This is a genomic window from Pseudomonas sp. TTU2014-080ASC (genome assembly GCF_001446935.1).
Classification (GTDB): domain Bacteria; phylum Pseudomonadota; class Gammaproteobacteria; order Pseudomonadales; family Pseudomonadaceae; genus Aquipseudomonas.
The window spans coordinates 812,167-834,312 of the sequence record NZ_LKKK01000001.1 but is presented as its reverse complement, the minus strand read 5'-3'; the positions used below and the strand labels follow the sequence as shown (position 1 = coordinate 834,312).

18 protein-coding genes are annotated in these 22,146 nt (G+C 57.6%); 6 read left to right on the top strand and 12 right to left on the bottom strand.

Annotated elements, in window-relative coordinates:
- Positions 1-18 precede the first annotated feature (18 nt).
- Together AO726_RS03880 and AO726_RS03875 are read right to left on the bottom strand one after the other, a co-directional pair.
- On the bottom strand, positions 19-1,443 hold the full coding sequence (locus AO726_RS03880; RefSeq protein WP_058066722.1) for an APC family permease: 1,425 nt from the start codon (positions 1,441-1,443) through the stop codon (positions 19-21).
- Positions 1,444-1,516: 73 nt separating this feature from the next.
- Positions 1,517-3,010: an aldehyde dehydrogenase gene (locus AO726_RS03875; RefSeq protein WP_058066721.1), complete on the bottom strand. Its 1,494-nt coding sequence runs from the start codon at positions 3,008-3,010 to the stop codon at positions 1,517-1,519.
- 203 nt (positions 3,011-3,213) lie between these two features.
- Here AO726_RS03875 and AO726_RS03870 point away from each other — a divergent pair, with 203 nt between their 5' ends.
- Entirely contained in the window at positions 3,214-4,137 is a 924-nt protein-coding gene (locus AO726_RS03870) for a LysR family transcriptional regulator (protein ID WP_058066720.1), read from the top strand.
- 78 nt (positions 4,138-4,215) lie between these two features.
- Here AO726_RS03870 and argE read toward each other — a convergent pair whose 3' ends face one another.
- From argE to AO726_RS03840, 6 genes are all read right to left on the bottom strand, one after another.
- A complete protein-coding gene (argE, locus tag AO726_RS03865) occupies positions 4,216-5,373 on the bottom strand; it encodes an acetylornithine deacetylase (RefSeq protein ID WP_152987241.1) in 1,158 nt (385 codons plus the stop codon).
- On the bottom strand, positions 5,363-6,037 hold the full coding sequence (locus AO726_RS03860; RefSeq protein WP_058066718.1) for a DUF1028 domain-containing protein: 675 nt from the start codon (positions 6,035-6,037) through the stop codon (positions 5,363-5,365). The genes argE and AO726_RS03860 overlap by 11 nt, the downstream gene beginning before the upstream one ends.
- 9 nt (positions 6,038-6,046) lie before the next feature.
- Entirely contained in the window at positions 6,047-6,478 is a 432-nt protein-coding gene (locus AO726_RS03855; protein WP_058066717.1) for a RidA family protein, read from the bottom strand.
- 67 nt (positions 6,479-6,545) lie between these two features.
- Positions 6,546-7,865: a flavin-containing monooxygenase gene (locus AO726_RS03850; protein WP_082629040.1), complete on the bottom strand. Its 1,320-nt coding sequence runs from the start codon at positions 7,863-7,865 to the stop codon at positions 6,546-6,548.
- 211 nt (positions 7,866-8,076) lie between these two features.
- A complete protein-coding gene (locus AO726_RS03845; protein WP_152987223.1) occupies positions 8,077-8,508 on the bottom strand; it encodes a group II truncated hemoglobin in 432 nt (143 codons plus the stop codon).
- 28 nt (positions 8,509-8,536) lie between these two features.
- Positions 8,537-9,484 carry a LysR family transcriptional regulator gene (locus AO726_RS03840; protein ID WP_058066715.1) on the bottom strand — a complete coding sequence of 316 codons (948 nt, stop codon included), beginning with the start codon at positions 9,482-9,484 and terminating at the stop codon, positions 8,537-8,539.
- Positions 9,485-9,663: 179 nt separating this feature from the next.
- Between AO726_RS03840 and ycaC the strand changes: the two genes are divergently transcribed.
- On the top strand, positions 9,664-10,278 hold the full coding sequence (ycaC, locus tag AO726_RS03835; RefSeq protein ID WP_058066714.1) for an isochorismate family cysteine hydrolase YcaC: 615 nt from the start codon (positions 9,664-9,666) through the stop codon (positions 10,276-10,278).
- A 63-nt stretch (positions 10,279-10,341) separates the two neighbouring features.
- Here the strand turns inward: ycaC and AO726_RS03830 are convergent, their stop codons facing one another.
- Entirely contained in the window at positions 10,342-12,177 is a 1,836-nt protein-coding gene (locus tag AO726_RS03830) for a sulfatase-like hydrolase/transferase (RefSeq protein WP_058066713.1), read from the bottom strand.
- Between the two features lie 312 nt (positions 12,178-12,489).
- Here AO726_RS03830 and AO726_RS03825 point away from each other — a divergent pair, with 312 nt between their 5' ends.
- Positions 12,490-12,828, top strand: coding sequence for a GIY-YIG nuclease family protein (locus tag AO726_RS03825; protein WP_058066712.1), 339 nt, complete (start codon positions 12,490-12,492; stop codon positions 12,826-12,828).
- Between the two features lie 130 nt (positions 12,829-12,958).
- On the opposite strand, the gene yejK is transcribed toward AO726_RS03825, so the two are convergent.
- From yejK to yjeH, 3 genes are all read right to left on the bottom strand, one after another.
- A complete protein-coding gene (gene yejK / locus AO726_RS03820) occupies positions 12,959-13,966 on the bottom strand; it encodes a nucleoid-associated protein YejK (protein WP_058066711.1) in 1,008 nt (335 codons plus the stop codon).
- Positions 13,967-14,005: 39 nt separating this feature from the next.
- Complete coding sequence (locus AO726_RS03815) at positions 14,006-15,340, bottom strand: TAXI family TRAP transporter solute-binding subunit (RefSeq protein WP_058066710.1); 1,335 nt, start codon at positions 15,338-15,340, stop codon at positions 14,006-14,008.
- Between the two features lie 107 nt (positions 15,341-15,447).
- On the bottom strand, positions 15,448-16,722 hold the full coding sequence (yjeH, locus tag AO726_RS03810) for an L-methionine/branched-chain amino acid transporter (RefSeq protein ID WP_058066709.1): 1,275 nt from the start codon (positions 16,720-16,722) through the stop codon (positions 15,448-15,450).
- Positions 16,723-16,857: 135 nt separating this feature from the next.
- Here yjeH and AO726_RS03805 point away from each other — a divergent pair, with 135 nt between their 5' ends.
- From AO726_RS03805 to AO726_RS03795, 3 genes are read left to right on the top strand one after another with little or no spacing between them, the layout of a single operon-like run.
- Positions 16,858-17,277, top strand: a complete 420-nt coding sequence (locus AO726_RS03805) for an Lrp/AsnC family transcriptional regulator (RefSeq protein WP_058066708.1) — start codon at positions 16,858-16,860, stop codon at positions 17,275-17,277.
- A 2-nt stretch (positions 17,278-17,279) separates the two neighbouring features.
- Complete coding sequence (gene sbcD / locus AO726_RS03800) at positions 17,280-18,491, top strand: exonuclease subunit SbcD (protein WP_058066707.1); 1,212 nt, start codon at positions 17,280-17,282, stop codon at positions 18,489-18,491.
- Positions 18,488-21,916, top strand: a complete 3,429-nt coding sequence (locus tag AO726_RS03795; protein WP_058066706.1) for an AAA family ATPase — start codon at positions 18,488-18,490, stop codon at positions 21,914-21,916. The genes sbcD and AO726_RS03795 overlap by 4 nt, the downstream gene beginning before the upstream one ends.
- Positions 21,917-22,146: the final 230 nt, after the last annotated feature.

Genomic DNA, 22,146 nt, shown 5'->3' with positions numbered 1-22,146 from the left:
CCGTCCCCGGCCTGGGGTTCATTTACGGGCCAGTACGGTTTCGATTGGCTCGGGTTTGAACAGAGGCTTACGCATCACGAATTTAATCCACAGCACTGCGATCACGGAGACCAGAGCCAGTACTGCGCCGGAGGAGTAGACGATGTCCATGGTCATCTCAGGCGTTGGCGACACGTAGTACAGAGATACCAGCATACCGACGATACCGACAATTTGTGGCAGCGGGTAAAACGGTGTTTTGAACGGACGCGGCATATCCGGATAACGGCGACGCAGGGCGATCACGTTCAGGTGGCAGATGATATAGGCCAGCAGCCAGGCGACACACGCCGCCAGCAGCAACAGGCTGATGGCACCTGGATTATCACCCATGAAGATCACCGGAATACCGGTAATGGCAGCTACGAACAGCACAGCGACCCACGGGGCATTGAAGCGTTTGCTGACCATCTTCAGTTGCGGGAAGGCCTGACCGTTCACGGCCATGCCGTAGAGCATGCGCGGGATTGCAGCCAGTGAGGTATTGACTGTGCTGCAGGTTGCGGTGATAGCGGCTACGACCAGAACCACTTTGCCTGCCTCACCGAATACGGCGGTAGCAAACAGGTAGTGTGGCAGTGACGCGCTGGCCAAATCAGCCTGCGGTACGTAGAACAGAGCACCGATGCTGTACAGAGCAATGGTGATGAAGATGATGGTTATTCCCAGCATCATGCCACGCGGAATGTTGCGCTCAGGTTGACGGGTTTCTTCTACCAGCGGGCAAACGAACTCTGCCCCCACAAAACCCCAGATGGCCAAGGCGACCAGGGTCAGAACGCCAGCGCCCAGCGGGTTCCAGTCACTGGTAATCGACGTGCCCAGAGCCGCTTCTGTGCCGCTGCCAGTTACCGAGGCAATGCCCAAGGTCAGCAGCACGATCACCATGACCAGCGCCAGCGCAGATTGCAGGCGGGCGAACAGATCAATACCGAGCAGGTTAAGCACGGTGAACAAAATCAGCACACCGTAGGCAATGGTCATGTCCGGGAATGAGCCGGGGTAAACCTCGTTGATGATTAAGTCGAGCAGCAGCAGCTCGGCCGACAGGGCAAACATGGCGACCACCACGTAGCCTGAGAAGGTCGCCAGAATGGCCGGGAAGTGGCCCAGGGCAACTTCGGTGTAGCTGCTCAGGCTACCTGCGCGCGGAATCATCAACGCCAGCTCGGAGAACGATACGGCGTAAGTCAGTGCGAGAATAAAGGCCAGACTCAGCGGGATGAGAAATCCCAGCCCGGCGATACCCGCACCTTGCAGCATCAGGACCATTACGCCCTGAGAAACTACCAGGCCAACCGCCACCGCCAGCAGCGCGGAGAGGCCCAGGCGCGGGCGGGGTTTTGAAGCTACCGCAGAGGTAGCGTTTAGTGGAGCCGCAACGGCAATGTCTGGGTCACGCATGGGATCTCTCCTGCATCTTATTGTTGTGTCAGGTGAATCTTTTTATCCGGATCCGTGGAGACTGTGACTCCTGTCAGGAACGCAGCTGGAACCAAGTGGTTTTCAGTTGGCTGTATTTGTCGAAGGCATGCAGCGACAGGTCTCGGCCAAAGCCTGATTGCTTGCAGCCACCGAAGGGCACGCAGACATCCAGCGCATCGGCGGTGTTGACCGATACGGTGCCGGCACGCAATTGACGGGCAACGCGGTGAGCGCGGTGCAGGTCATCTGTCCACAGCGAAGCGGCCAGGCCGTACTGGCTGTCGTTGGCGAGCTGGATGGCTTCTTCTTCGCTGTCGAACGGAATAACCGCCAGCACCGGACCGAAGATTTCGTCAGTCGCCAGCGGCATATCCGGCGTGACGTTGGTGAAGATGGTTGGCTGGATGAAGTTATCGGAACCGTTAAAGGTCGAACGCTGACCACCACAGACCAACTTCGCGCCTTGACGCTGAGCCATGTCGATAAAGTCCATGATGCGTTTGGCCTGACGTGCATCCACGATGGCACCCGCCGGGCTGGACGGATCAAGCGGATCGCCCGGCAACCATTTCTGTGCTTTGGCGATGACACGTTCGACGAACTCATCATGAATCTCGCGCTGTACCAGCAGGCGCGAGTTGGCGGAGCAGACTTCACCTTGGTTGAAGAAAATCGCAAAGGCGGCTTTTTCTGCAGCCAGATCCAGATCCTGGCAGTCGGCAAAGACCACGTTGGCACTCTTGCCGCCGCACTCCAGCCACACCTGCTTGAGGTTGGATTGGGCTGAGTAGCCCATAAAGTATTTGCCCACCTCGGTGGAGCCGGTGAAGGCCAGGCAATCCACATCCATATGCAGGCCGAGCGCTTTGCCGGCGGTTTCGCCGAGGCCGGGAACCACGTTCAGCACACCGGCTGGCAGACCCGCTTCCAGCGCCAGTTCACCCAGACGCAAAGCGGAGAAGGGCGATTGTTCGGCAGGTTTGAGAATCACCGAGTTACCGGCAGCCAGTGCCGGGCCCAGTTTCCATGCAGCCAGATCCAGCGGGAAGTTCCACGGCACCACAGCAGCAACCACGCCGACAGGCTCACGGGTGATGGTGGCTAAGGCGTCACTTGCGGTCGGGGCAACCTGATCGTAAATCTTATCCAGCGCCTCGCCATACCAACTGAAGACACCGGCTGCGCCGGGTACGTCGATGTTGTAGGCGTCCATCACCGGCTTGCCCATGTTCAGCGATTCGAGCAGAGCCAGCTCTTCACGGTTGGCCAGAATCAACTCAGCCAGACGCAGCAGCACTTGCTTGCGCTCACGGGGAGCCATACGCGCCCACGGGCCTTGTTCAAAGGCTTTGCGCGCACTGGCAACGGCGAGATCGACGTCTTCACTGTCGCAGGCTGCAACCTGCGCCAGCAGTTGATTGGTGGCCGGATTGATGGAGTCAAAGGTTTTGCCGCTGCGGGCGCTCACCCACTGACCATCTATTAGAGCCTGGGTGATGAAGCGTTGATCGGCTGCACGCTTCTGCCAATCGCTGTGCTGCAACATAGCCTGTATACCTCGTCATGGTGCCGTGATCGGCTTTGTAGTTGTGATGACGATGGTGGCGCAGGTGGCGGAATAGGAAAATTAGTAAAAATATGCTCGTTAGCCATGAAAAAAATGGTCAGCCCAAAGGCAAGGGCTGGGGTATGGTTGGGACTACTTAAAAAGATAAGAAAAGCGGCTTTAAAGCTGCAATGAGGGTTCTCATGGCTGCTTATACCTTGCGACAACTCAAGTATTTTGTGACGACGGTGGAGTGCGGCAGTGTGGCCGAGGCGTCGCGCAAGCTATACATCGCCCAACCGTCGATCTCGACCGCGATCAAAGGGCTGGAAGAGAGTTTTGGGCTGCAACTGTTTATCCGCCATCACGCCCAAGGGGTGTCACTGACGCCGGGCGGCGCGCGCTTCTATAAAAAAGCGCAGGAGCTGATGCGCATGGCGCGGGAGTTCGAGCAGAACGCGCTTGCGGATAATGATGTGGTGTCCGGGCAGATAGACATCGGCTGTTTTGAAACCGTTGCGCCGTTGTACCTGCCACGCCTGATCGCAGGCTTTAATGCACTGTATCCGGGGGTTGAAATCCGCATTCGCGATGGCGAGCAGCAGGAGCTGATTCAGGGACTGACTGCAGGACGCTTCGATCTGGCGATTTTGTATGACCACGATCTGGACGTGACCATAGAGTGCGAACCATTGATGGCACCGCAAAAACCATATGCATTGCTGCCCGAAGGGCACCGCTTTACCGGGCAGGCGCAGGTTTCGCTGCGTGATCTGTGCCTGGAGCCGATGATCCTGTTGGATGTGCTGCCGAGCCGGACCTACTTCGTGAGTCTGTTTGAGGAGCTGGGCCTGACGCCCAATATCGTCTTCAGTTCACCGTCTATCGAGATGGTGCGGGGCATGGTCGGGCAGGGCTTTGGCTTCTCTCTGCTGGTGACGCGGCCGCATTCGGAATGCACCTACGACGGCAAGAAAGTGGTGATGGTGGATATCGCCGAAGATGTGACGGGTTCTGGCCTCGCTGCAGCCTGGCTGAAACGTTCGCAACTGACCAAGCCTGCTCAGCTCTTTATAGAGTTCTGCAAGGAGCAGCTGGGCTCCAAAGCGGAAGAATCGGCGGATTAAGCGCTGGGACTTTCGCGGCTGAAGCCACTCCTACAGGTGGTGTTGCGTTTATGTAGGAGTGGCTTTAGCCACGAACCTTTAGACCGGATTTTGTAACCACCCGGCCAGCCGAGCCAGCATCGCATCGCAGGCATCCAGTTGCTGCTGAGTGACAAACTCATCCGGCTTGTGACCCTGATCCATACTACCGGGGCCGCAGATCACGCTGGGCACCCCAGCCTGATCGAACAAGCCGCCTTCCGTACCGAATGCCACCGTGCCGAATTCGCGGCTGCCACAGAGCATCGCCAGCAGTTCAGCGGCGGCGCTTTGCGGGTCTGTTGCCAGCCCCGGATAGGCTGAGAGCGGCTTCAGCTCGATATTGCTGGCCTCACTGCGGCTGCGCATTTCCGGCAGCAGTTCGCTTTCGGCATAGGCGCGCAGTTCATCAGCAACTTGCTGCGGATCATCACTGGGCAGGGCACGGACTTCGAAGTCGAACTGGCATTCCGCCGGGACGATGTTCAGCGCCCGGCCACCCTGAATCAAGCCGGTTTGTACGGTGGAAAAAGGCGGATCAAAACGCGGGTCGTGGCGTTCAACTGCACGCAGGCGCTGACCGATCTCGCCAAGGCGGTTGATCAGTTTGGCTGCGTATTCGATGGCATTAACACCTTGCGGTGCGTAAGCCGAATGGCAGGCAGCGCCGTGAATTTCGCAGCGCATGGCCAGTTTGCCCTTGTGCCCGAGTACCGGTTTAAGCTCAGTCGGCTCACCGATGATGCACACCGCTGGCGGGTTGGGGCGCTGACGAATCACCTCCAGCAAGGTGCGAACGCCCAGGCAACCAACCTCTTCATCATAAGAAAAGGCCAGATGCACCGGCACCCGCAGTGGCTTGGCCAGCAGTTGCGGAACAGCGGCCAGCACGCAGGCGATATAGCCTTTCATGTCGGCCGTGCCGCGACCGTACAAACGGCCATCCCGCTCAGTCAGCTCAAACGGTGGAACAGTCCAGTTCTGGCCGTCCACCGGTACCACATCAGTGTGCCCTGAAAGCAGTACGCCGCCGGCCACATCCGGGCCGAAGCGCGCATACAGGTTGGCTTTACTCTGCTCGCTGTTGTAATCCAGCTCGCAGGACACGCCGAGGCTTTCCAGATAGTCACGGACAAACTGGATCAGCTCCAGATTGGAGTCGCGGCTGACGGTGGGGAAGCCCACCAGTCTGGCCAGCAGATCACGGCTATTCATCACCGGGTACGCCATAGCTGGGTGCCTTGGTCGGGTCCAGGGCGCGGATGACATAGTCCTGCATCTGTGGCTTGTAGGCTTGCCAGAGTTTATCCAGCTCGCCGATTGGGTCGTGATCGGCCCAGTCCACACGCAGGTCAATCAGCGGCCAGGTCAGGTCGTCCACAACTTTAAGTGCCGCTGAATGCACGGGGCCGGCTTCGCCGCCTTCGGCCATTGCAGCGTGCATGGCGCTTAGCAGGCGATCAGCCAGCGGTCCGCCTGAAGTTTCAAACGCGTGAACCATGGCGTTGATAACGGCTGGACTGCTCAGTAAGTTGCCCGCCGCCACGCATTGTTCGCCGGCCACCGCGTTATAAACACCGAGGGATTCACTGCCAGAGAACAGCGCCGTGCGGCCTTTGCTGTCGAGTACCGCCACTTGTCGGTATTGGCTGTAGCCATTGCGGCTGAGCACATGTTCCAGTGCCGCAGCAGGCTCTTTTCCAGCTTCCAGCTCATCAAGAATCTGCGGGCCGAGGGCGGGCAGGGTGATGTTCTGGCTGGAAACCGCTCCAACACCAGCCCGCAGCCACGGGCAACGGGCCCCCACGGCGATACTGGATGAACTGATGGCAATGCCTAGCTGGCCGGTTTCGGCACAGCGGCCGACGATTGAGAAGGTCATGGCAATTCCTTATGCGTTATTCGGTGTCCAGTCGTCCGGGATCACGGCGATTACGTCAATTTCCATCAGCCACTGCGGTTGAGCCAGAGCGCTGACAACCAAGCCGGTGGAAATCGGGAAGACGCCTTTGAGCCATTTACCGACTTCCTGATAAACCGGTTCACGATAACGCGGGTCGATCAGGTAGGTGGTGGTTTTAACGATGTGGGACAAGTCGCTGCCCGCTTCTTCGAGCAGCTGTTTGACGTTTTTCATCGCCTGTTCGGTTTGCGCACGCGGGTCGCCGAGGCCGACCAGATTGCCTTCAAAGTCGGTTCCGACCTGACCGCGCACGTACACGGTGTTGCCCGCGCGTACGGCTTGGCACAGGTCGTTGTCCAGGCTCTGATTAGGATAAGTGGCCTTGGTATTGAACATGCGAATACGGGTGTGAGTAGGCATGTGCTGAATTCCGATGTTGTGATTATGGAATGAACTGCACGGCAGGTGGCTGGCACCTGCCTGCGGCTTATTGGTTCAACTGACGCTGGCTGGCGTCCTGATAGGCCTGATACTTGCGCTGGGTCGCGATGTGATCAGCGATGTGTTTGGCGTCGTGCCACACACCCCAGATAAAGGTGGAGCCACGGCGGGACAGCCATGGCAGGCCGACGAAGTAAACGCCCGGCTCGCTGGAAACACCGCGCTGGTGCTGTGGTTTGCCGTTGGCGTCCAGGGCAGTCTGCGGCAACCAGCTGAAGTCAACGGAGTAACCGGTGGCCCAGATAATGGTGCGGATATTGGCTTGCTTCAGATCCAGCTCGAGGAGCGGATTCTTCACACACTCCGGCTCTGGCAGACGCACGCGGGCTTCGGGTTCTTCCGGCAGGTCCAGGCCGTTACGGGCGATGTAGGCATCAGCAGCATCCAGCAGCGACAGATAGTTTTCGTCGCCACGGGCAAGGTTTTCTGCCAGATCCGGCTGGAAGGTCACCACGCCGTTTTCAAAAGATTTGGTCAGGCCCACCAAGGTGATGCCCTGTGCCGCCAACTGGCGGAAATCTACAGTGTGGCCGCCGCGAGCGCCGCTGACAGCGATGGTGACGTGCTCTTTACCCGGTACGGCGGCTTCGGCATCCCACAGGCCCAGCACGCCCAGCCACCAGCAGAAATCACGGTTGCGGTAGGCTCGTGGCGGACGGTCATGGGCACCCACTGATAGGTAAACCTGCTTACCGGCACGCTGCAGTTCATCCGCAATCTGCACACCGGAAGAGCCTGCGCCTACGACCAGCACAGCACCATCGGCAATCTGTTGCGGGTTGTAGTAGGCGGCGGAGTGAATCTGGGTGATGCCCTCGATTTTCGGTGCAATGGCCGGGATCACCGGCTTTTGGAACGGGCCGGTTGCGGACACAACGCGACGAGCTTGAATCACGCCTTCAGACGTTTCAACGGTGAACCCGGCGCGGTCAGCATTGCGCACGACCTTCTTCACTTCAACGCCGGTACGAATCGGCATATTGAACTTACGGGCGTAGGCTTCGAAGTAATCGGCAACCTGATCCTTATGGGCGAAGGCGTCCGGGTCCAGACCTTCAAACTCCATGCCGGGAAAACGGTCATGCCAGGCAGGGCCGTTTGCGACCAGCGAATCCCAGCGACCAGTGCGCCAGGCTTCGGCAATGCGGCTGCGCTCCAGAACCAGATGAGGGACTTCAAGCTTGGTCAGGTGTTCGCTCATGGCGACACCGGCTTGACCAGCACCGACAACCAAGGTGTCGATTTCGATCGTCTGTGGTTTCAGATTGCCCGTGCTTTGGGTGGCAGCGTGATTTAAATCGTTCATCTCCGGCCTCTTCTTGTTCTGCTTGCAGTCGCGCATTGGATGCGGTCAACGTGAATGTCGGGAATCATTCTGTGCAGAAGCCAGAAAAGGCGAAATGATGATTTTTGTAGTCGCTGGCTAGGAAAAAACTGCCTGTGTACTCAGGGCGCAAACGAAACGGCCCCGAACTGCAGGCATAAGCCAGTCGGGGCCGTGGTGCATCGGATTAGGCTTAGTCAGCAGCGTTGGCGTGCCGGTTGCGGCTGGCTTGAACAATTCGTTCGGCAGGTACCCGCAATTGGGCCAGCAGGTATTCGGCGAACTCTGGAGCATAGGGCTGGCGGGCAATGGCTTGGGCCATGCAGGTGAGCCAGCTCTGACTGAGGCTTTCATCAATTGGCCAGCGCGCATGGAAAGAGGGAATGGCTATGGAACCGTATTTCTCGCTGAAGCGCCGTGGTCCGCCCAGCCAGCCACTGAGGAAGCAGGCCAACTTGTCCTGGCTGATGGACAGGTCGGAGCCGTGCAGGGAGCGCAGTGCAGTGGCTTCGGGTAGCTGGTCCATCAGCGCGTAAAAGTCTCGGGTCAGGCGTTGCAGTCCCTCAAAGCCTCCGGCGGCTTGGTAGGAGGCATCGCCAACGCCGTAGACAGCAGGTGTTTGCATGGCTTGGGCTCCACTAAAAACAGCCATTCTAGCCTGCGGAGGTTCTGCTTTGGCGCGCCTCAATGGGGTAATACCAAGGTTCCGAGAGCAGGCACTGCTGAAGGTAGTCGCAGAGTACAAGGACCTTGCGAGACGATCTGTTGGAGCGTGGATACAGTGCATAGATTGTGTCTGGTATTGGCCGTACGCCAGGTTCGAGGGAAATCAGCGAGCCTTCGGCCAGATTGCGGTGAATAATAAATTCAGGCAGCACACTCAGCCCCATGCCCTGTACCACCATATCGCGCATGGCTTCGCCGTTGTTGGTGGTGAAGGGGCCTTGTGGTGACAGGGTGAATGTTTCATTGGGGGGATCGATCGTCTGGAAGGACCAGACCTGTGTCGACGGCACATTGCTGTAGCCGATACACGAGTGATCGATAATTTCAGAAATGTTTCCCGGTGTGCCGTTCTGTGCTGCGTATTCCGGGCTACAGCACAGGTGCCGCTGGCTGAGGGAGAGGGGGCGGGCAATTAGCGCACTGTCACCAATGCGCGAGATACGCACGCACAGGTCATAGCCTTCACGTTCAAAGTCGGTCAGGCGATCGTCCAGTTGCAGGCTGATTCTGATCCTGGGGTGCAGCTTCATAAATTCGGCAATCCGTGGCGCCAGCCACAGTGTGCCCAGGCTCATTGGGGCCAGCACTCGCATGCTGCCGCATAGACCACTGTCGATAAAGGTGGCGGATTCTGCCGCCTCCTTGAGGTTGGAAATTGCCGCCTTACTCTGCTGGTAGAACTGAACCCCGTTGTCTGTGGGGGTCACTTTGCGCGTTGAGCGATACAACAAGTTAGCGTTCAGGCGTCGCTCAAGGTCACTCAGGCGCTTGCTGACTACGGATTTTGAAATGTTCAGGCGTTCCGCTGCCTGGCTGACGCTGCCGAGCTCGACTACTTGAATAAAGGTTTCGATTTCTTGGAGATCCAATCTCATCAGATTTCAACTCTGTAATGTGTGCATGAATAGTAGCGGATTGCTCTGAGATTGTTCGCCCTTGCAGAACAGTGATTTCGTTCACGCTCTGTGTGCAGATGAGGAACTGGCGTCTAAGCTTTAAGACCGCAGTTCAGATTCTTTCTAGCTGTGGCTTAGACATTCGATAGGAGATTCACATGTCGTTTACTTACAAGCGTTTGAACAAGGATGACGCTGTACTGCTGTTGGTTGATCACCAAGCCGGTCTGCTCTCGCTGGTGCGTGATTACACCCCAGACGAGTTCAAGAATAACGTTCTGGCGCTGGCTGATATCGGCAAGTTCTTCAAGCTGCCAACCATTTTGACCACCAGCTTTGAAACCGGTCCTAACGGCCCGATTGTTCCTGAGCTGAAGGCTATGTTCCCGGATTCTCCATACATCGCTCGTCCTGGCCAGATCAACGCGTGGGACAACGAAGACTTCGTTAACGCCATCAAAGCAACCGGTCGCAAGCAACTGATCATCGCTGGTGTAGTGACCGACGTGTGTGTGACCTTCCCGACTCTGTCTGCGCTCGAGGCTGGCTACGACGTGTTTGTCGTGACTGATGCTTCCGGCACCTTCAACACCAGCGTGCGTGATGCTGCGCTGAACCGCATGTCTCAGGCCGGTGCTCAGTTGATGAACTGGTTCAGCGTGGGTTGCGAGCTGCACCGCGACTGGCGTAATGACATTGAAGGCTTTGGCGGTATTCTGGGCGGCCACCTGCCGGCCTACGCCAACCTGATCCAGAGCTTCAACCAGAAATAAGTCAGTCAATCTGGCTAATCTGGAAAAGGCTGCTGTGCCCTTAGGGCCAGCAGCCTTTTTGCGTTATCGGGCCAGGAAGTTGCGCAGGCTGCGCATTTGCTCCTGAACCTGCGGTAGTAGCTGTTGCAGTACGGCCTGTGGGTCTTGCGTGTCACTGTCGTTAGCATCGGTGATCTTCAACGCGTCGAAGTTTGCGCTGCTAAATGGCACGACCAGTTTGTACTGCTCGGTCATAAACGCCAGGCTATCCCACTCACCAGCCATCAGCGTTCGTCTGGGTTGGGGGTTAAACAGGCTGTAGCCAATCGAATACTGTTCTGGTGGATTCGTCACACCCAGCAGCGGCAGTAGTGTAGGTAACAAATCGACATGGCTGGTGCGCAATGCTTCTCTGAAAGGTGCGCGACCGGGTACATGAAGAATCAACGGCACGCGCAGCTGCTCATCGGTGAAGGCCGAGTTATGGCCCCAACGGCCTCGCTCCATAAACTCTTCACCATGATCACCAGTGAGCACCACGATAGTGTTATTCAGCAGGCCTTTGCGTTTGAGATGCTGGATGACCCGCGCAATCTGGCTATCCAGATGATGGACAGCGTTGAGGTAGCGGTTACGGATGCCTTCAATGTCGTTATCCAGATCTACGCGGGCTGAGCTGAAGTCCGGCAGGTAATCCTTGGCAATGACCGATTCGGGTGGGAAATCGTAATTGGCATGGGCGGACTCAAAAAACATAAAGGTCATGAAGGGCTTTGCCGGGTCGCGGTTGTCAACGAACTCCAGCATGCGTTCGACGTTGCGGCGGTCGCGCTGCCAAGTGGGGCCTTTGTAATCCGCGATCATCTGCTCGGCAGGTACCTTGACGAACATAGTCTTGTCATATTCCGGGTAGCTGAAGCGGGCGCTGGTGAAAAGTTTCAGCTGATAGTTCTGTTGCTGCAGCGCCTCGATCAGGGGGCTGCCGATCCGGGCATCGAGCACTGGGAACCAGAGATTGGCGGCCAAACCGTAAAACTGTGAAAACATGCCCATGCGGGTGCCGTTACCACCGGAATAATGCCGGGTGAAGTTTTGCGCCTGATTGGCAAAGCCATAGGTTTGCGGCATTACCTTGGGATTGAGCGCATCGGCCCGCCAGGATTCAGCCACCAGCCAGACCAGATTTAAGGGCTTCTGTGGGGCAATGACCTTCAGCGGCTCTTGTGGGTAGCGCAGTTGGCCCTTTAATTCGACACCGTCTACTTCAAGGTGTTGTGGCCGCTCTAGGCCTAAACGCTGCTCCAGTAGGCGACGCATGGTCAGCGGCTGGTAGAAGGGCGTAGCCTGGGCGCTTTCCAGCACCGGGGAGTAGCCATAGAAATGGCTCATGCTGTACGTCAGGCGTTCGGCGCTGGTCACCAGCAGAAACAGCGGAATCACCCACGCAGCCCTGGGCAGTGGCAGGGGGATTCGCGCGAGGAAAAAAGAGGCCAGCAGCAACACCGTGTACAGGGCCAGCACGCTCAAGCCCAGTAGGGTCAGGTCTTGCTCGGTGGAGGGTGAGGTCACCAATGCTGCCAGCCCGCCAGGCGTGGTTAGCAGGTTCCAGACAAAACCATTGATATGAAACCCATACAACTGCCAGAGCATGGAGTCGAAGTACAACGTCAGTTGCACCAGCGCCGCGGACAAGACTGCAATTATGGCTGTCAGTGCCGGCAGGTGGTGCCGAGTGACGCGGGTGATCAGGCAGGGGATCGCGATAAACATTAAGGCATAGCTGCCGATCAGTGCCACTTGATAAAGCAGCAGCCAGAAGGGTGTGCTCAGCTCATAAAAACGCCCGAGGTTCAGGGCTGTCAGCAGCCAGACTAATGACCAGTAAACGCGGTAAGGGCGTTTGCTTGTTGACTCTTGCATCGTTGTTTTCCAAACAGGCACGTCAGGTCTACGTGGTGACTGACTGTGCAATCCATGGCCGAATAATGCATCCAGTAGTGAGTACGTAATCGCTCTGGTAAATCCGGGATCGGTCGGTGAACTGAGCATCAACCTTTGGCGAAATACTCGATAATTGGCACGTTATGGCCAGCGGTAGAAGGCTAGTGGATCGATCCTTCATAGGAAAGTTCTGAAGCTGATCCGTGTCGAATTGATCACTTGCAGGCTACAAAAAGCGCATTTTCCAGTGCTCTGTTAAGATTTGACGCACTTTTCTTGCGTAATAACCCCATGTCTGACAACACGCCCGACGAACCGCTTCCTAGCCCTCAGCTCTGGTTTGTGTACCTGGTAAGGGCCGCTAATGGCTCACTGTACTGTGGTATCAGCGACGATCCGTATAAGCGCTTCGCCAAGCATCAGAGCGGTAAAGGCGCACGTTTTTTCTACTCGAGCCCGGCTGTCGCGCTTGTGTACATCGAGAGTGCTGCCTCAAAGAGCGAGGCTTTACGCCGCGAGCGCGCCATTAAACGTCTGAAGAAAACAGCCAAGGAAGCTCTGGTGCTTGGCTGGCAGGCGCTACAGGCAAACAGCCCTGAGAATTCGTCAGAGACTCAGCCTAGCGCTTAAAGGTCATAACACTGTTTGGTGGATTGATGACTTGGGCGACAGATCGAGTGCAGTGATGGCCAGAAGCTTTTATTTGCTGATGCAGCGCTACGGGCTGACCGGAAGGTTTGTCCGGTCAGTCCGTAATGGTTTAGTTTTTGCGGCGTTTCAGCTGATCCACCAACTGAGTCGGAAGGTTGTGGATCACCAGCGTGCCGCTGTCTTCGTTAAATTCAATTTTGGAGCCCAGCAGGTGGGCCTCAAAACTGATCGACAGACCTTCGGCGCGCCCGGTGAAACGCTGGAACTGGCTTAATGTGCGCTTATCCGCCGGAATTTCCGGTGACAGGCCGTAATCCTTGTTACGGATGTGCTCGTAGAAGGCCTTGGGGCGGTCCTCGTCAATCAGACCGGACAGCTCTTCCAGAGTAATCGGCTCGCCCTGTTTGGCCTGGCTGGTGGCGTAGCTGACCAATGTCTTGGTCTTGTCGCGGGCTTGCTCTTCAGGCAGGTCTTCGCTCTCCACAAAGTCGCTGAAGGCCTTGAGCAGGGTGCGGGTTTCGCCCGGACCGTCGACACCTTCCTGGCAGCCGATAAAGTCGCGGAAGTACTCCGAAACTTTCTTGCCGTTCTTGCCTTTGATAAAGGAGATGTACTGCTTGGAGTTGGGATTGTTGCGCCATTCGGAGATGTTGATGCGCGCAGCCAGATGCAACTGACCCAGATCCAGATGTTTGGCCGGGGTGACGTCCAGCGCATCGTTTACCGCTACGCCTTCGCTGTGGTGCAGCAGGGCGATAGCCAGGTAATCGGTCATACCCTGCTGATAGTGGGCAAACAGCACATGCCCACCCGCCGAGAGGTTGGACTCTTCCATCAGCTTTTGCAGGTGTTCAACGGCTTGACGGCTGAATGCGGTGAAGTCTTGGCCACCATCCAGATAAGTCTTCAGCCAACCGCTGAACGGAAAGGCAGCAGACTCCTCATGAAAGAAGCCCCAAGCCTTGCCCTGTTTGGCGTTGTAGCTTTCGTTAAGGTCAGCGAGCATGTTCTCGATGGCCTGGGAGGCTTCCAGCTCGGCATCCCGGGCATGGAGTACGGCCGGGCTGCCGTCTGGCTTCTTGTCGATCAGGTGAACAATGCAATGGCGGATCGGCATGGCAGTCTCGTGATGCGTGGTGAACAGAAAGCCGCCATGTTACCCGACCTGACCCTCATCAGTCGTGCGTTGCTTGTAAGCGATCAGCCGGTCGATCATGTAGCGCAGGTGCATGTGCAGTTCGTACAGCTCGCTGGAGTATGAAAGCGGCACCTCAACTCGCGCCAGCTCATCTTCCAACCGTTCCAGTCGGGCGATTTCTTCGTCCAGCGAACTGCTCAGGCGGCCTTTGTAAAGCTGTTGATCGATCTCCCGCAGGTGTTTGTACCAGCGGTAAATACGCGCACGGATGCGCCACTGGTAGATCGGGCCGATGGCTTTGAACAGCGGGAACAGCAGCACCAGCAGTGGGATAGCGAGAATGATGTAGCGGTCCGCCAGCGAGGCAATGCGGAACGGCAGATAGCGCTGCAGGATCGGCAAGCCTTTGTCGTAGTAGTACTCGGCCTCACTCAGGGTGTTGAGGGAGCGGGGCGGGCGAGCCGGGTAATTGCCTGCAGGGTCGAGCAGGCTGCCGTTTTCCAGCACGGTACGGGCCGCCTCCAGGATCAGCGGTGTCAGCGAAGGATGAAACGACTCGCCGGCTACCAGCGTCGCAACCGGACCCAGTGTGGTGATGTTTTCAGTGGGCACGTTTTGCGCCATGTTCAGCATGCCTTCACTGACCTCAACGCGGCTCAGGTAAGGCAGGCGGGCCAGATAAGCCTCGCTGCGACGCAGACCTACCAGGCGGACTTGCTCACTGGCGGCCAGGCGCTGAACCAGATTGTTTTCAGCCGGGCCGATAAAAAACGCAGCGTCCAGCTTGCCTTCAAGCAGAGCGTCCAGCGCCTTGCTGCCACCAATGTGCTGCCAGTTTTTCGGGTACAGATCGGGTGTGATCTGATTGGCTTCGAACAGGGCTTGCGTCACTGCCTGAGTACCGCTTTGCGCTGAGCCGATCCCCAGGCGCAGTTTTTTCAGGTCGGCAAACTGTTCGTACTTAGTCTTGTTGCCGACAAACAACCACAACGGCTCCTTGTACATCACGCCCAGACCAATGAGGGTTTCCCGCTGCTCAGGGCTCAGGCTGAGCTCTTGGCCGCTTTGTACCATGGCCAGTTCGACTTCATCGTCATTGAGCTTCTGCAGGTTTTCTCGTGAGCCGCTGCTGGTCACCAGCTCCAGTTCAAAACCGTGCTCGGCCAGTTCAGCCTGCAGCTGTTTGGCAAAGGTGTGGTAACCGCCGGTTTCCGTACCGGTCGCCATGCGCGCATGCATGGGTGGAGGTGGTGCAACGAAGTAGAACAGGGCCCCCACCAGTCCAGCCAGTACCGGCACAATCCACAGGTTGGCGAGAATCAGGATTTTCAGGTCGTTGAGAATGCGGCGCATGGTCAGTCCTTTTAATTGCCTGGACAGAGCATAGCGGCATTACCAGCGGTATTGGACTCCCTGTTGCATTTCTCCACTGTATTGGGCTGTGCACAGTCTTGCGGTGATTACCCGGAACGGCCTGCAAGGCGGGTGGGACGAGCCCTACGCTCGCGCCACAGGTCCAGCCCGGCAAGCGCTGCCAGCAGTAATAGCGCATAGCCCGCATCCCAGCCCAACATCAGCACAACCAGTGCGCATAACAGCGTGCTGAAGGCCGCCAGCAACCGTGCATAGCCGCGTAGCAGCATCCAGCCAGCGGCCATACTGAACAGGTAGATCAAGACAAAGTTGCCGTTGGCGTAGCGGATCAGGTCATCCACCGTTAGCGCCAGCCCATGCGCCAAGCTGGCGCATAGAGCGCACACCGCAATCACTAGCAGCAGCGCACGGCCGGGCACACCATGGCGGTTACGGCTGGCCAGTGCATTCGGCAACTTGCCTTCATCTGCCAGGCTCCAGATCAGCCGTGCAAAGCCCTGAATGTAGACATTCATCGAGGCGAAACAGGCCAGATAGCCGATCAGCGCAGCCAGCACGCGGGCTTTCTCACCCAGCAGGTGCGACAGCATCAGCGGCATGGAGCCGGAGTCGGTTTGCACATCGCCGTAAGCATTCAGACTTAGCACCGCCACGGAACAGGCCCAGTACACCAGCCCGGCCAGTAATACGCCGAACACCAGCGCCAACGGAAAATCCCGTTGTGGATTTTTGAATTCTTCGCCCAGATGAGTGAACGCCTCAATCCCGACAAAACACCAGAACATCACGCCCAGCGCCGCTGGCAGCAGATGCCATGAGCCGCTGATTGACGGCACCAGCGGCTGCTGGCTGTTAGGCAGATCAGCTTTCCACCAGATCAGCGCGACGGTCAGGATGATCGCCACGGCAATCACCCCCTGAATCAGTCCTGATGCCTTCGCCGGGCGTTGCCCGAGGATCAGCATGGCTGCCAGTGTTGCCAGCTGGATCAGCAGCGTCTGTGCTGAACTAAGCCCAAACAGGCTCTGCCAGAAGCCGCTGGCAATACTTAATGCAGCGGGTAGGCCGACCGGAATCACCGCCAGAAAGAGCAGAGCGCTTACGCGTTCCATTCGCGGCCCGAAAGCGCGACCAATCAGATGTGGCGCACCGCCGGCATGGGGGAACTGACGGCCAAGCTGGGCAAAAGTGAAGGCCACCGGCAACACCAGTGCAATCAACAGCATCCACGCCCATAGCGAGGCGTCTCCGGCAGCGGTTGCCGCAAGTGCGGGCACGACAAAAATGCCGGTGCCCAGCAACGACGTGCTGAGCAAGCCGATGCCCTGCAACAGGCTCAGTTCCTGGTTAAGACGACTCATGATGTATGCTCTGGAAATTTGCCGGATAGCGTATGGCCAAGCGCCTGATAAGACTTCTGTCGAAGCGTCGGCGTTGACCGGCAAAGTGACGGATTTCGCCGTCATTCTGGCAAGCATCATCATTCGAGAGAAATCGTGGACAAGTTTGATCAGCAGATCCTCGCCCTGTTGCGTACCGATGCGCGGCTGGCCGTCAGCCAGATTGCCCGGGAAGTAAACCTATCCCGTTCAGCCGTCAGTGAGCGTATCCGTCAGTTGGAGCAGGCCGGGATCATCAAAGGCTATCAGGCCCAGGTTGTGCTGCCGGGCGATGCTGGAATCAAAGCCTATCTGGAATTGTTTTATGCAGGTGCTTATTGCGAAGAAAACGTCGCCCGCATGCGCGCATTTCCCGAGATCATCCGTTGCAGCGGCATCAGTGGCGAAACGGACATGCTGGTGTATATCGAAACCCAGACCATGCAGCGCCTGAGTGAAATCCGCGAAGCCATTGAAGGCTTTCCCGGCATGCAGAAAGTGAAGACCCACATGGTGGTCAAGGATTGGGTGATGTAAGCATGCGTATTCTGCATACCTCCGACTGGCACCTTGGCCAGCACTTTATGGGCAAGACCCGTCAGGCCGAACATCAGGCCTTTTGCGCCTGGCTGATTGAGCAGGTGCGTGAGCATCAGGTCGATGCACTGCTGATTGCTGGCGACATATTCGACACCGGCGCGCCACCGAGTTACGCCCGTGAGCAGTACAACCGTTTTATCGTTGAGCTGCGCGCCACTGGCTGTGAGCTGGTGGTGCTGGGCGGCAACCATGATTCGGTGGCCATGCTCAGTGAAAGCCGCAGCCTCTTGGCTGCGCTGGACACTTGGGTGATTCCCGGCGTGAGTGAAGACCTTAATGAGCAAGTGCTGGTACTCAAACAGCGCAATGGCCAGCCCGGTGCTGTGCTGTGCGGCATCCCCTTTATTCGCCCGCGCGATGTTTTACAGAGCCAAGCAGGTCAGAGCGCCGAAGATAAACAGCTGTCGCTGCAACAGGCGATCCAGCAGCACTACCAAACCCTCTACGCGCTGGCCGAAGCTAAATGCGCTGAACTGGGCGGCAACTTGCCGATTATTGCCACCGGCCATCTGACCACTGTGGGCGCCAGCGCCACTGATTCGGTGCGGGAAATCTATGTGGGCAGTCTGGAGGCATTCCCCACCAGCGCGTTTCCACCTGCGGCTTATATTGCGTTGGGCCATATCCACCGGCCACAAAAGGTCGGTGGCCTTGAACATATCCGCTATAGCGGTTCACCCATTCCATTGAGCTTTGATGAAGCCCGCCAGCAGAAAGAAGTGCTGCTGGTGGAGTGTTCCGGTAGCGCCTTGCAGTCCGTAACGGCCTTGTCGGTGCCATGTTTTCAGCCGTTGATTAGCCTGCGTGGCTCGCTGGCCGCGCTGGGCCAGCAGATAGAAGAAATAGCCAAGCAGGGTACAGCCGAACAGCCTGTCTGGCTGGAAGTGTTGGTCGCCACTGATGATTACCTCAGCGACCTACAAAGCCGCATTGCTGCCTTGTGCGAAGGCTTGCCAGTTGAAGTGCTGCGCGTACGCCGCGAGCGCGGCAACGCCGCTGCCAGCCTTAGCAGTCAAGCGCGGGAAACCTTGGACGAACTGACCGTAGATGAAGTATTCGTCCGCCGTCTGCAGCAAGAAGAGCTGGAGCCGGATGAGCAGGCGCGCTTGCAGCAGATGTACCGGGATGTAGTGGGAGCGCTGCAAGCATGAAAATCCTCAGCCTGCGCTTAAAAAACCTCAACTCCCTTAAAGGCGAATGGAAAATTGACTTTACCGGCGAGCCTTTCAAGGACAATGGTTTGTTCGCCATCACCGGGCCGACCGGTGCGGGCAAGACCACGCTGCTGGATGCCATCTGTCTGGCGCTGTATCACCGCACACCGCGGATGAACACGTTGTCGGCCAACAGTAACGAACTGATGACCCGACACACGGCGGATTGCCTGGCTGAGGTCGAGTTTGAAGTAAGGGGCGTCGGTTACCGTGCCTTCTGGAGCCAGCGCCGGGCGCGGGACAAAATTGACGGAGCCCTGCAAGCGCCCAAGGTTGAGTTGGCGTTGATTGCTGATGGCAGCATTCTGACCGACAAGATCAACGACAAACTCAAACAGACCGAACAGCTCACCGGACTGGATTTCGAGCGCTTTACCAAATCCATGTTGCTGGCTCAGGGCGGTTTTGCTGCGTTTCTTGAAGCCAATGCCAACCAGCGTGCCGAGTTGCTGGAAGAGCTGACAGGGACTGATATCTACGGGCAGATTTCCCAGCGGGTGTTTGAACAAACCCGCGAAGCTAAGAACGAGTTGGATCAACTGCGCGCCCGTGCCGACGGCGTCGAGTTGCTGAGCGAAGAACAGCGGCAGTCTTTACAGACCGAGAGCTCTGAGCTGGCAGCCAGCGAGGCACGGTTCAATCTACAGAGCGCTGATCTGCAGCGGCAACGACAGTGGCGCAGTGAACTGGACAAGGTTCAGGTGCACTTGGCTGCTGTCACGCAAGCTGAGCAAAACGCTGAAGCTGAGTTACAGGCCGCACAGGCACAACTCAACCGACTGGCTAGCAGCGAACCGGCTCAAGCCCTACAACCCTTGCATCAGGCTCTGCAACAGGCACAACAGGCTCTGACGCAGACCGAACAGAGCATCAATCACAACAGCCGCGAAGCGCAGCAGATCGAAGAACAGATCGCCGCCGCAACCTGGCAGGCGCTGCAAGCCAGTACTGCTTTGTTGAGTCAGAAACAAACCGCATACAGCCGACTGGATGAGCAATTGCAGCAGGTGCAGACTCGTCTTGCCGAGCAGCCGCAGCATGCACAGCTGGGCGAGCAATTAGGTGGCTGGCGCGAGCAGATCAAGGCCCGTGTCGAGTTGCGGCAGGCTGTTGCGCGGGCGCAATCAGAACAGCAGTCAGCCCAGCAAGCCATCAGCGATTGGCAAGCCCAACTGGGGCAGCAGGAACAGCAGGTTCAGGCTGTCCAGCAGCAGCTTGAATTAGCCACTAAGCAGGAAGGCGAGGCTGCAAAGGCGCTTAACGAACTGCTTAACGGGCAGCATGAATCCGGTCTGCGCGAGCATTGGCAGCACCTGCATCAGCAACGCGGCGTGTTGGAGCAAGTGGCCGAGCTGGCTGCGATTCGTCAGCGTCAGCAGGCAGAATTGGCGCAATTGCAGGCCAGTGCAGAGAGCCTCACTGGGCAGCAGCAACTAAAAAGCAGCGAAGTCGAACAACTGCGCGAAGCCTATAAAGATCTCAAGGAACAGGTGAAATCGCAGGAGAAGCTGCTCGAACAGGAACAGCGTATTCAGCAGCTGGAAGCGCACCGCGCCCAGTTGCAGCCCGGTGAAGCCTGCCCATTGTGTGGCTCCCACGAGCATCCGGCGATTGAGGCGTATCAGGCGCTGGACGTGTCTTCCACGCAAAGCCTGTTGCAGCGCAAGCGTGTTGAGTTGGAGTCGCTGACTGAGCAGGGACAGCGACTGGCCACCGAGCTCAGTGCGATCAAAGCCCGTTTGGAGCAGCAGCAACAGCAAATCGGGCGTGCTCAGCAGATCAGCGCCGAGCAGGATACGCGCTGGCACAGCCTGAATGCTCAACTGCAAACGCCAGTGGCGGATGCAGCAGACTTAGCGGTGCGTCAGCAGCAGCTTGCACAGGATCAGCAGACGCTGGAACTGCGCTTGAAACAGCTCGATCAATGCAAATCTGCGCATGAGAAGGCTCGTCAGCAGCATCAGGCTGCTGTTACCCAATCTGCGCAGATTGCGAGTGAACTGGCCCTGACTCAGCAACAGTTGCAAAGCGCTAATGAGCGATTGGGTAAGGCTCAAGCTGATCTTGCTCAGCAACAACAACGTGCGCTCGAGCATGAACAGCACCTGCAACAGTCCTTACAGGTATTTGGCTATGAACTGCCGGAGGACGGCGAAAGCTGGCTGGAGCAGCGTCAGGCTGAATGGCAAAACTGGCAGCAGGCTCAGCAGCAGGTTCAGCAACTGCGACAAGTTCTGATTGACCAAAAACACCAGTTGCAGGCTGTTGAGCAGCAACAGTTGCACTGGCAAACCCGTTGGGCTGCGTTGGAGCTGGCTGAGCGATCTGCGTTGGCCTTTGCTGAAAATGTGCTTGAGCAATTACAGCGGGCCGAACAGCAGGTTGAAGACGCCTTGCGTACTCAGCAGGCACTCGCTGGTAGTCGGCAGACTTTGCTCGCGCGTCAGCAGGAAGAGCAGGCACGCTTGCAGCAAGCCGGGCAGGCCTGGACGAACGCTTTGGCGCAGAGTCCGTTTGCCACGGAGACTGAGTATCTGGCCGCGCTACTCAGCGCAGAAGAACGGGCCAGCCTGCAACAACTGCAACAGCGTTTGCACAAGGCCGTCAGTGATGCGCAGGCGTTGCGCCAATCTGCACAGCAGCAATTGCACACCTTGCAAGCGTCTCCGGTGACCGAGCTCAGCGCTGAACAGTTGGATGAGCAGCTTGCAGGCTTGGCTGAACAACTGCGGCAGATCAGCCAGCGGCAGGGCGAGATCCGTGCGCAACTCAGCGGAGACGATGCCCGCCGTGCCGGTCAGCAAAGCCTGTTTGCCGCGATTGAACAGAAACAGGTGGATTACGATATCTGGCAAAAACTCAACAGCCTGATCGGGTCAGCGGATGGGGCCAAGTTCCGCAAGTTTGCGCAGGGGCTGACGCTGGATCATCTGGTCTATCTGGCCAACCAGCAGCTAGAACGCCTGCACGGCCGTTATCAGCTGCGACGCAAGACCAGCGGCGAGCTGGAACTCGAAGTGGTCGATACCTGGCAGGCTGACGCAGCCCGCGATACGCGCACCTTGTCCGGCGGCGAGAGCTTCCTCGTTAGCTTGGCGCTGGCATTGGCACTGTCTGATTTGGTCAGCCACAAAACCAGTATCGACTCCCTGTTCCTCGACGAAGGCTTCGGCACCCTCGACGGCGAAACCCTCGAAGTGGCATTGGACGCACTGGACAGCCTCAACGCCAGCGGCAAGATGATCGGCGTAATCAGCCACGTAGAAGCCCTGAAAGAACGGATACCGGTGCAGCTAAAAGTCAGTAAAAGCGTGGGCATGGGCTACAGCCAGTTGGATAAACGCTTTGCCGTAACAGCGTAGGTGGCCGCCATGGTGGATAAGCCTCCGGCCTTATCCACCCTACAAATCTTGTGCGCCCGGTAGGGTGGCATAAGCCTGCGAAGCAGGTTATCCACCGACCGACCGAGAGCCGTTCACCACTCGTACTGACAGCACCACTTGAACTCACTAAACACTCTAGTTTCGGCATGTTCGGCCCTGCGTAGAGATCTTGCGAAAGGGTTTCGCCCTTCACGGGCGAGTTTCTTTTG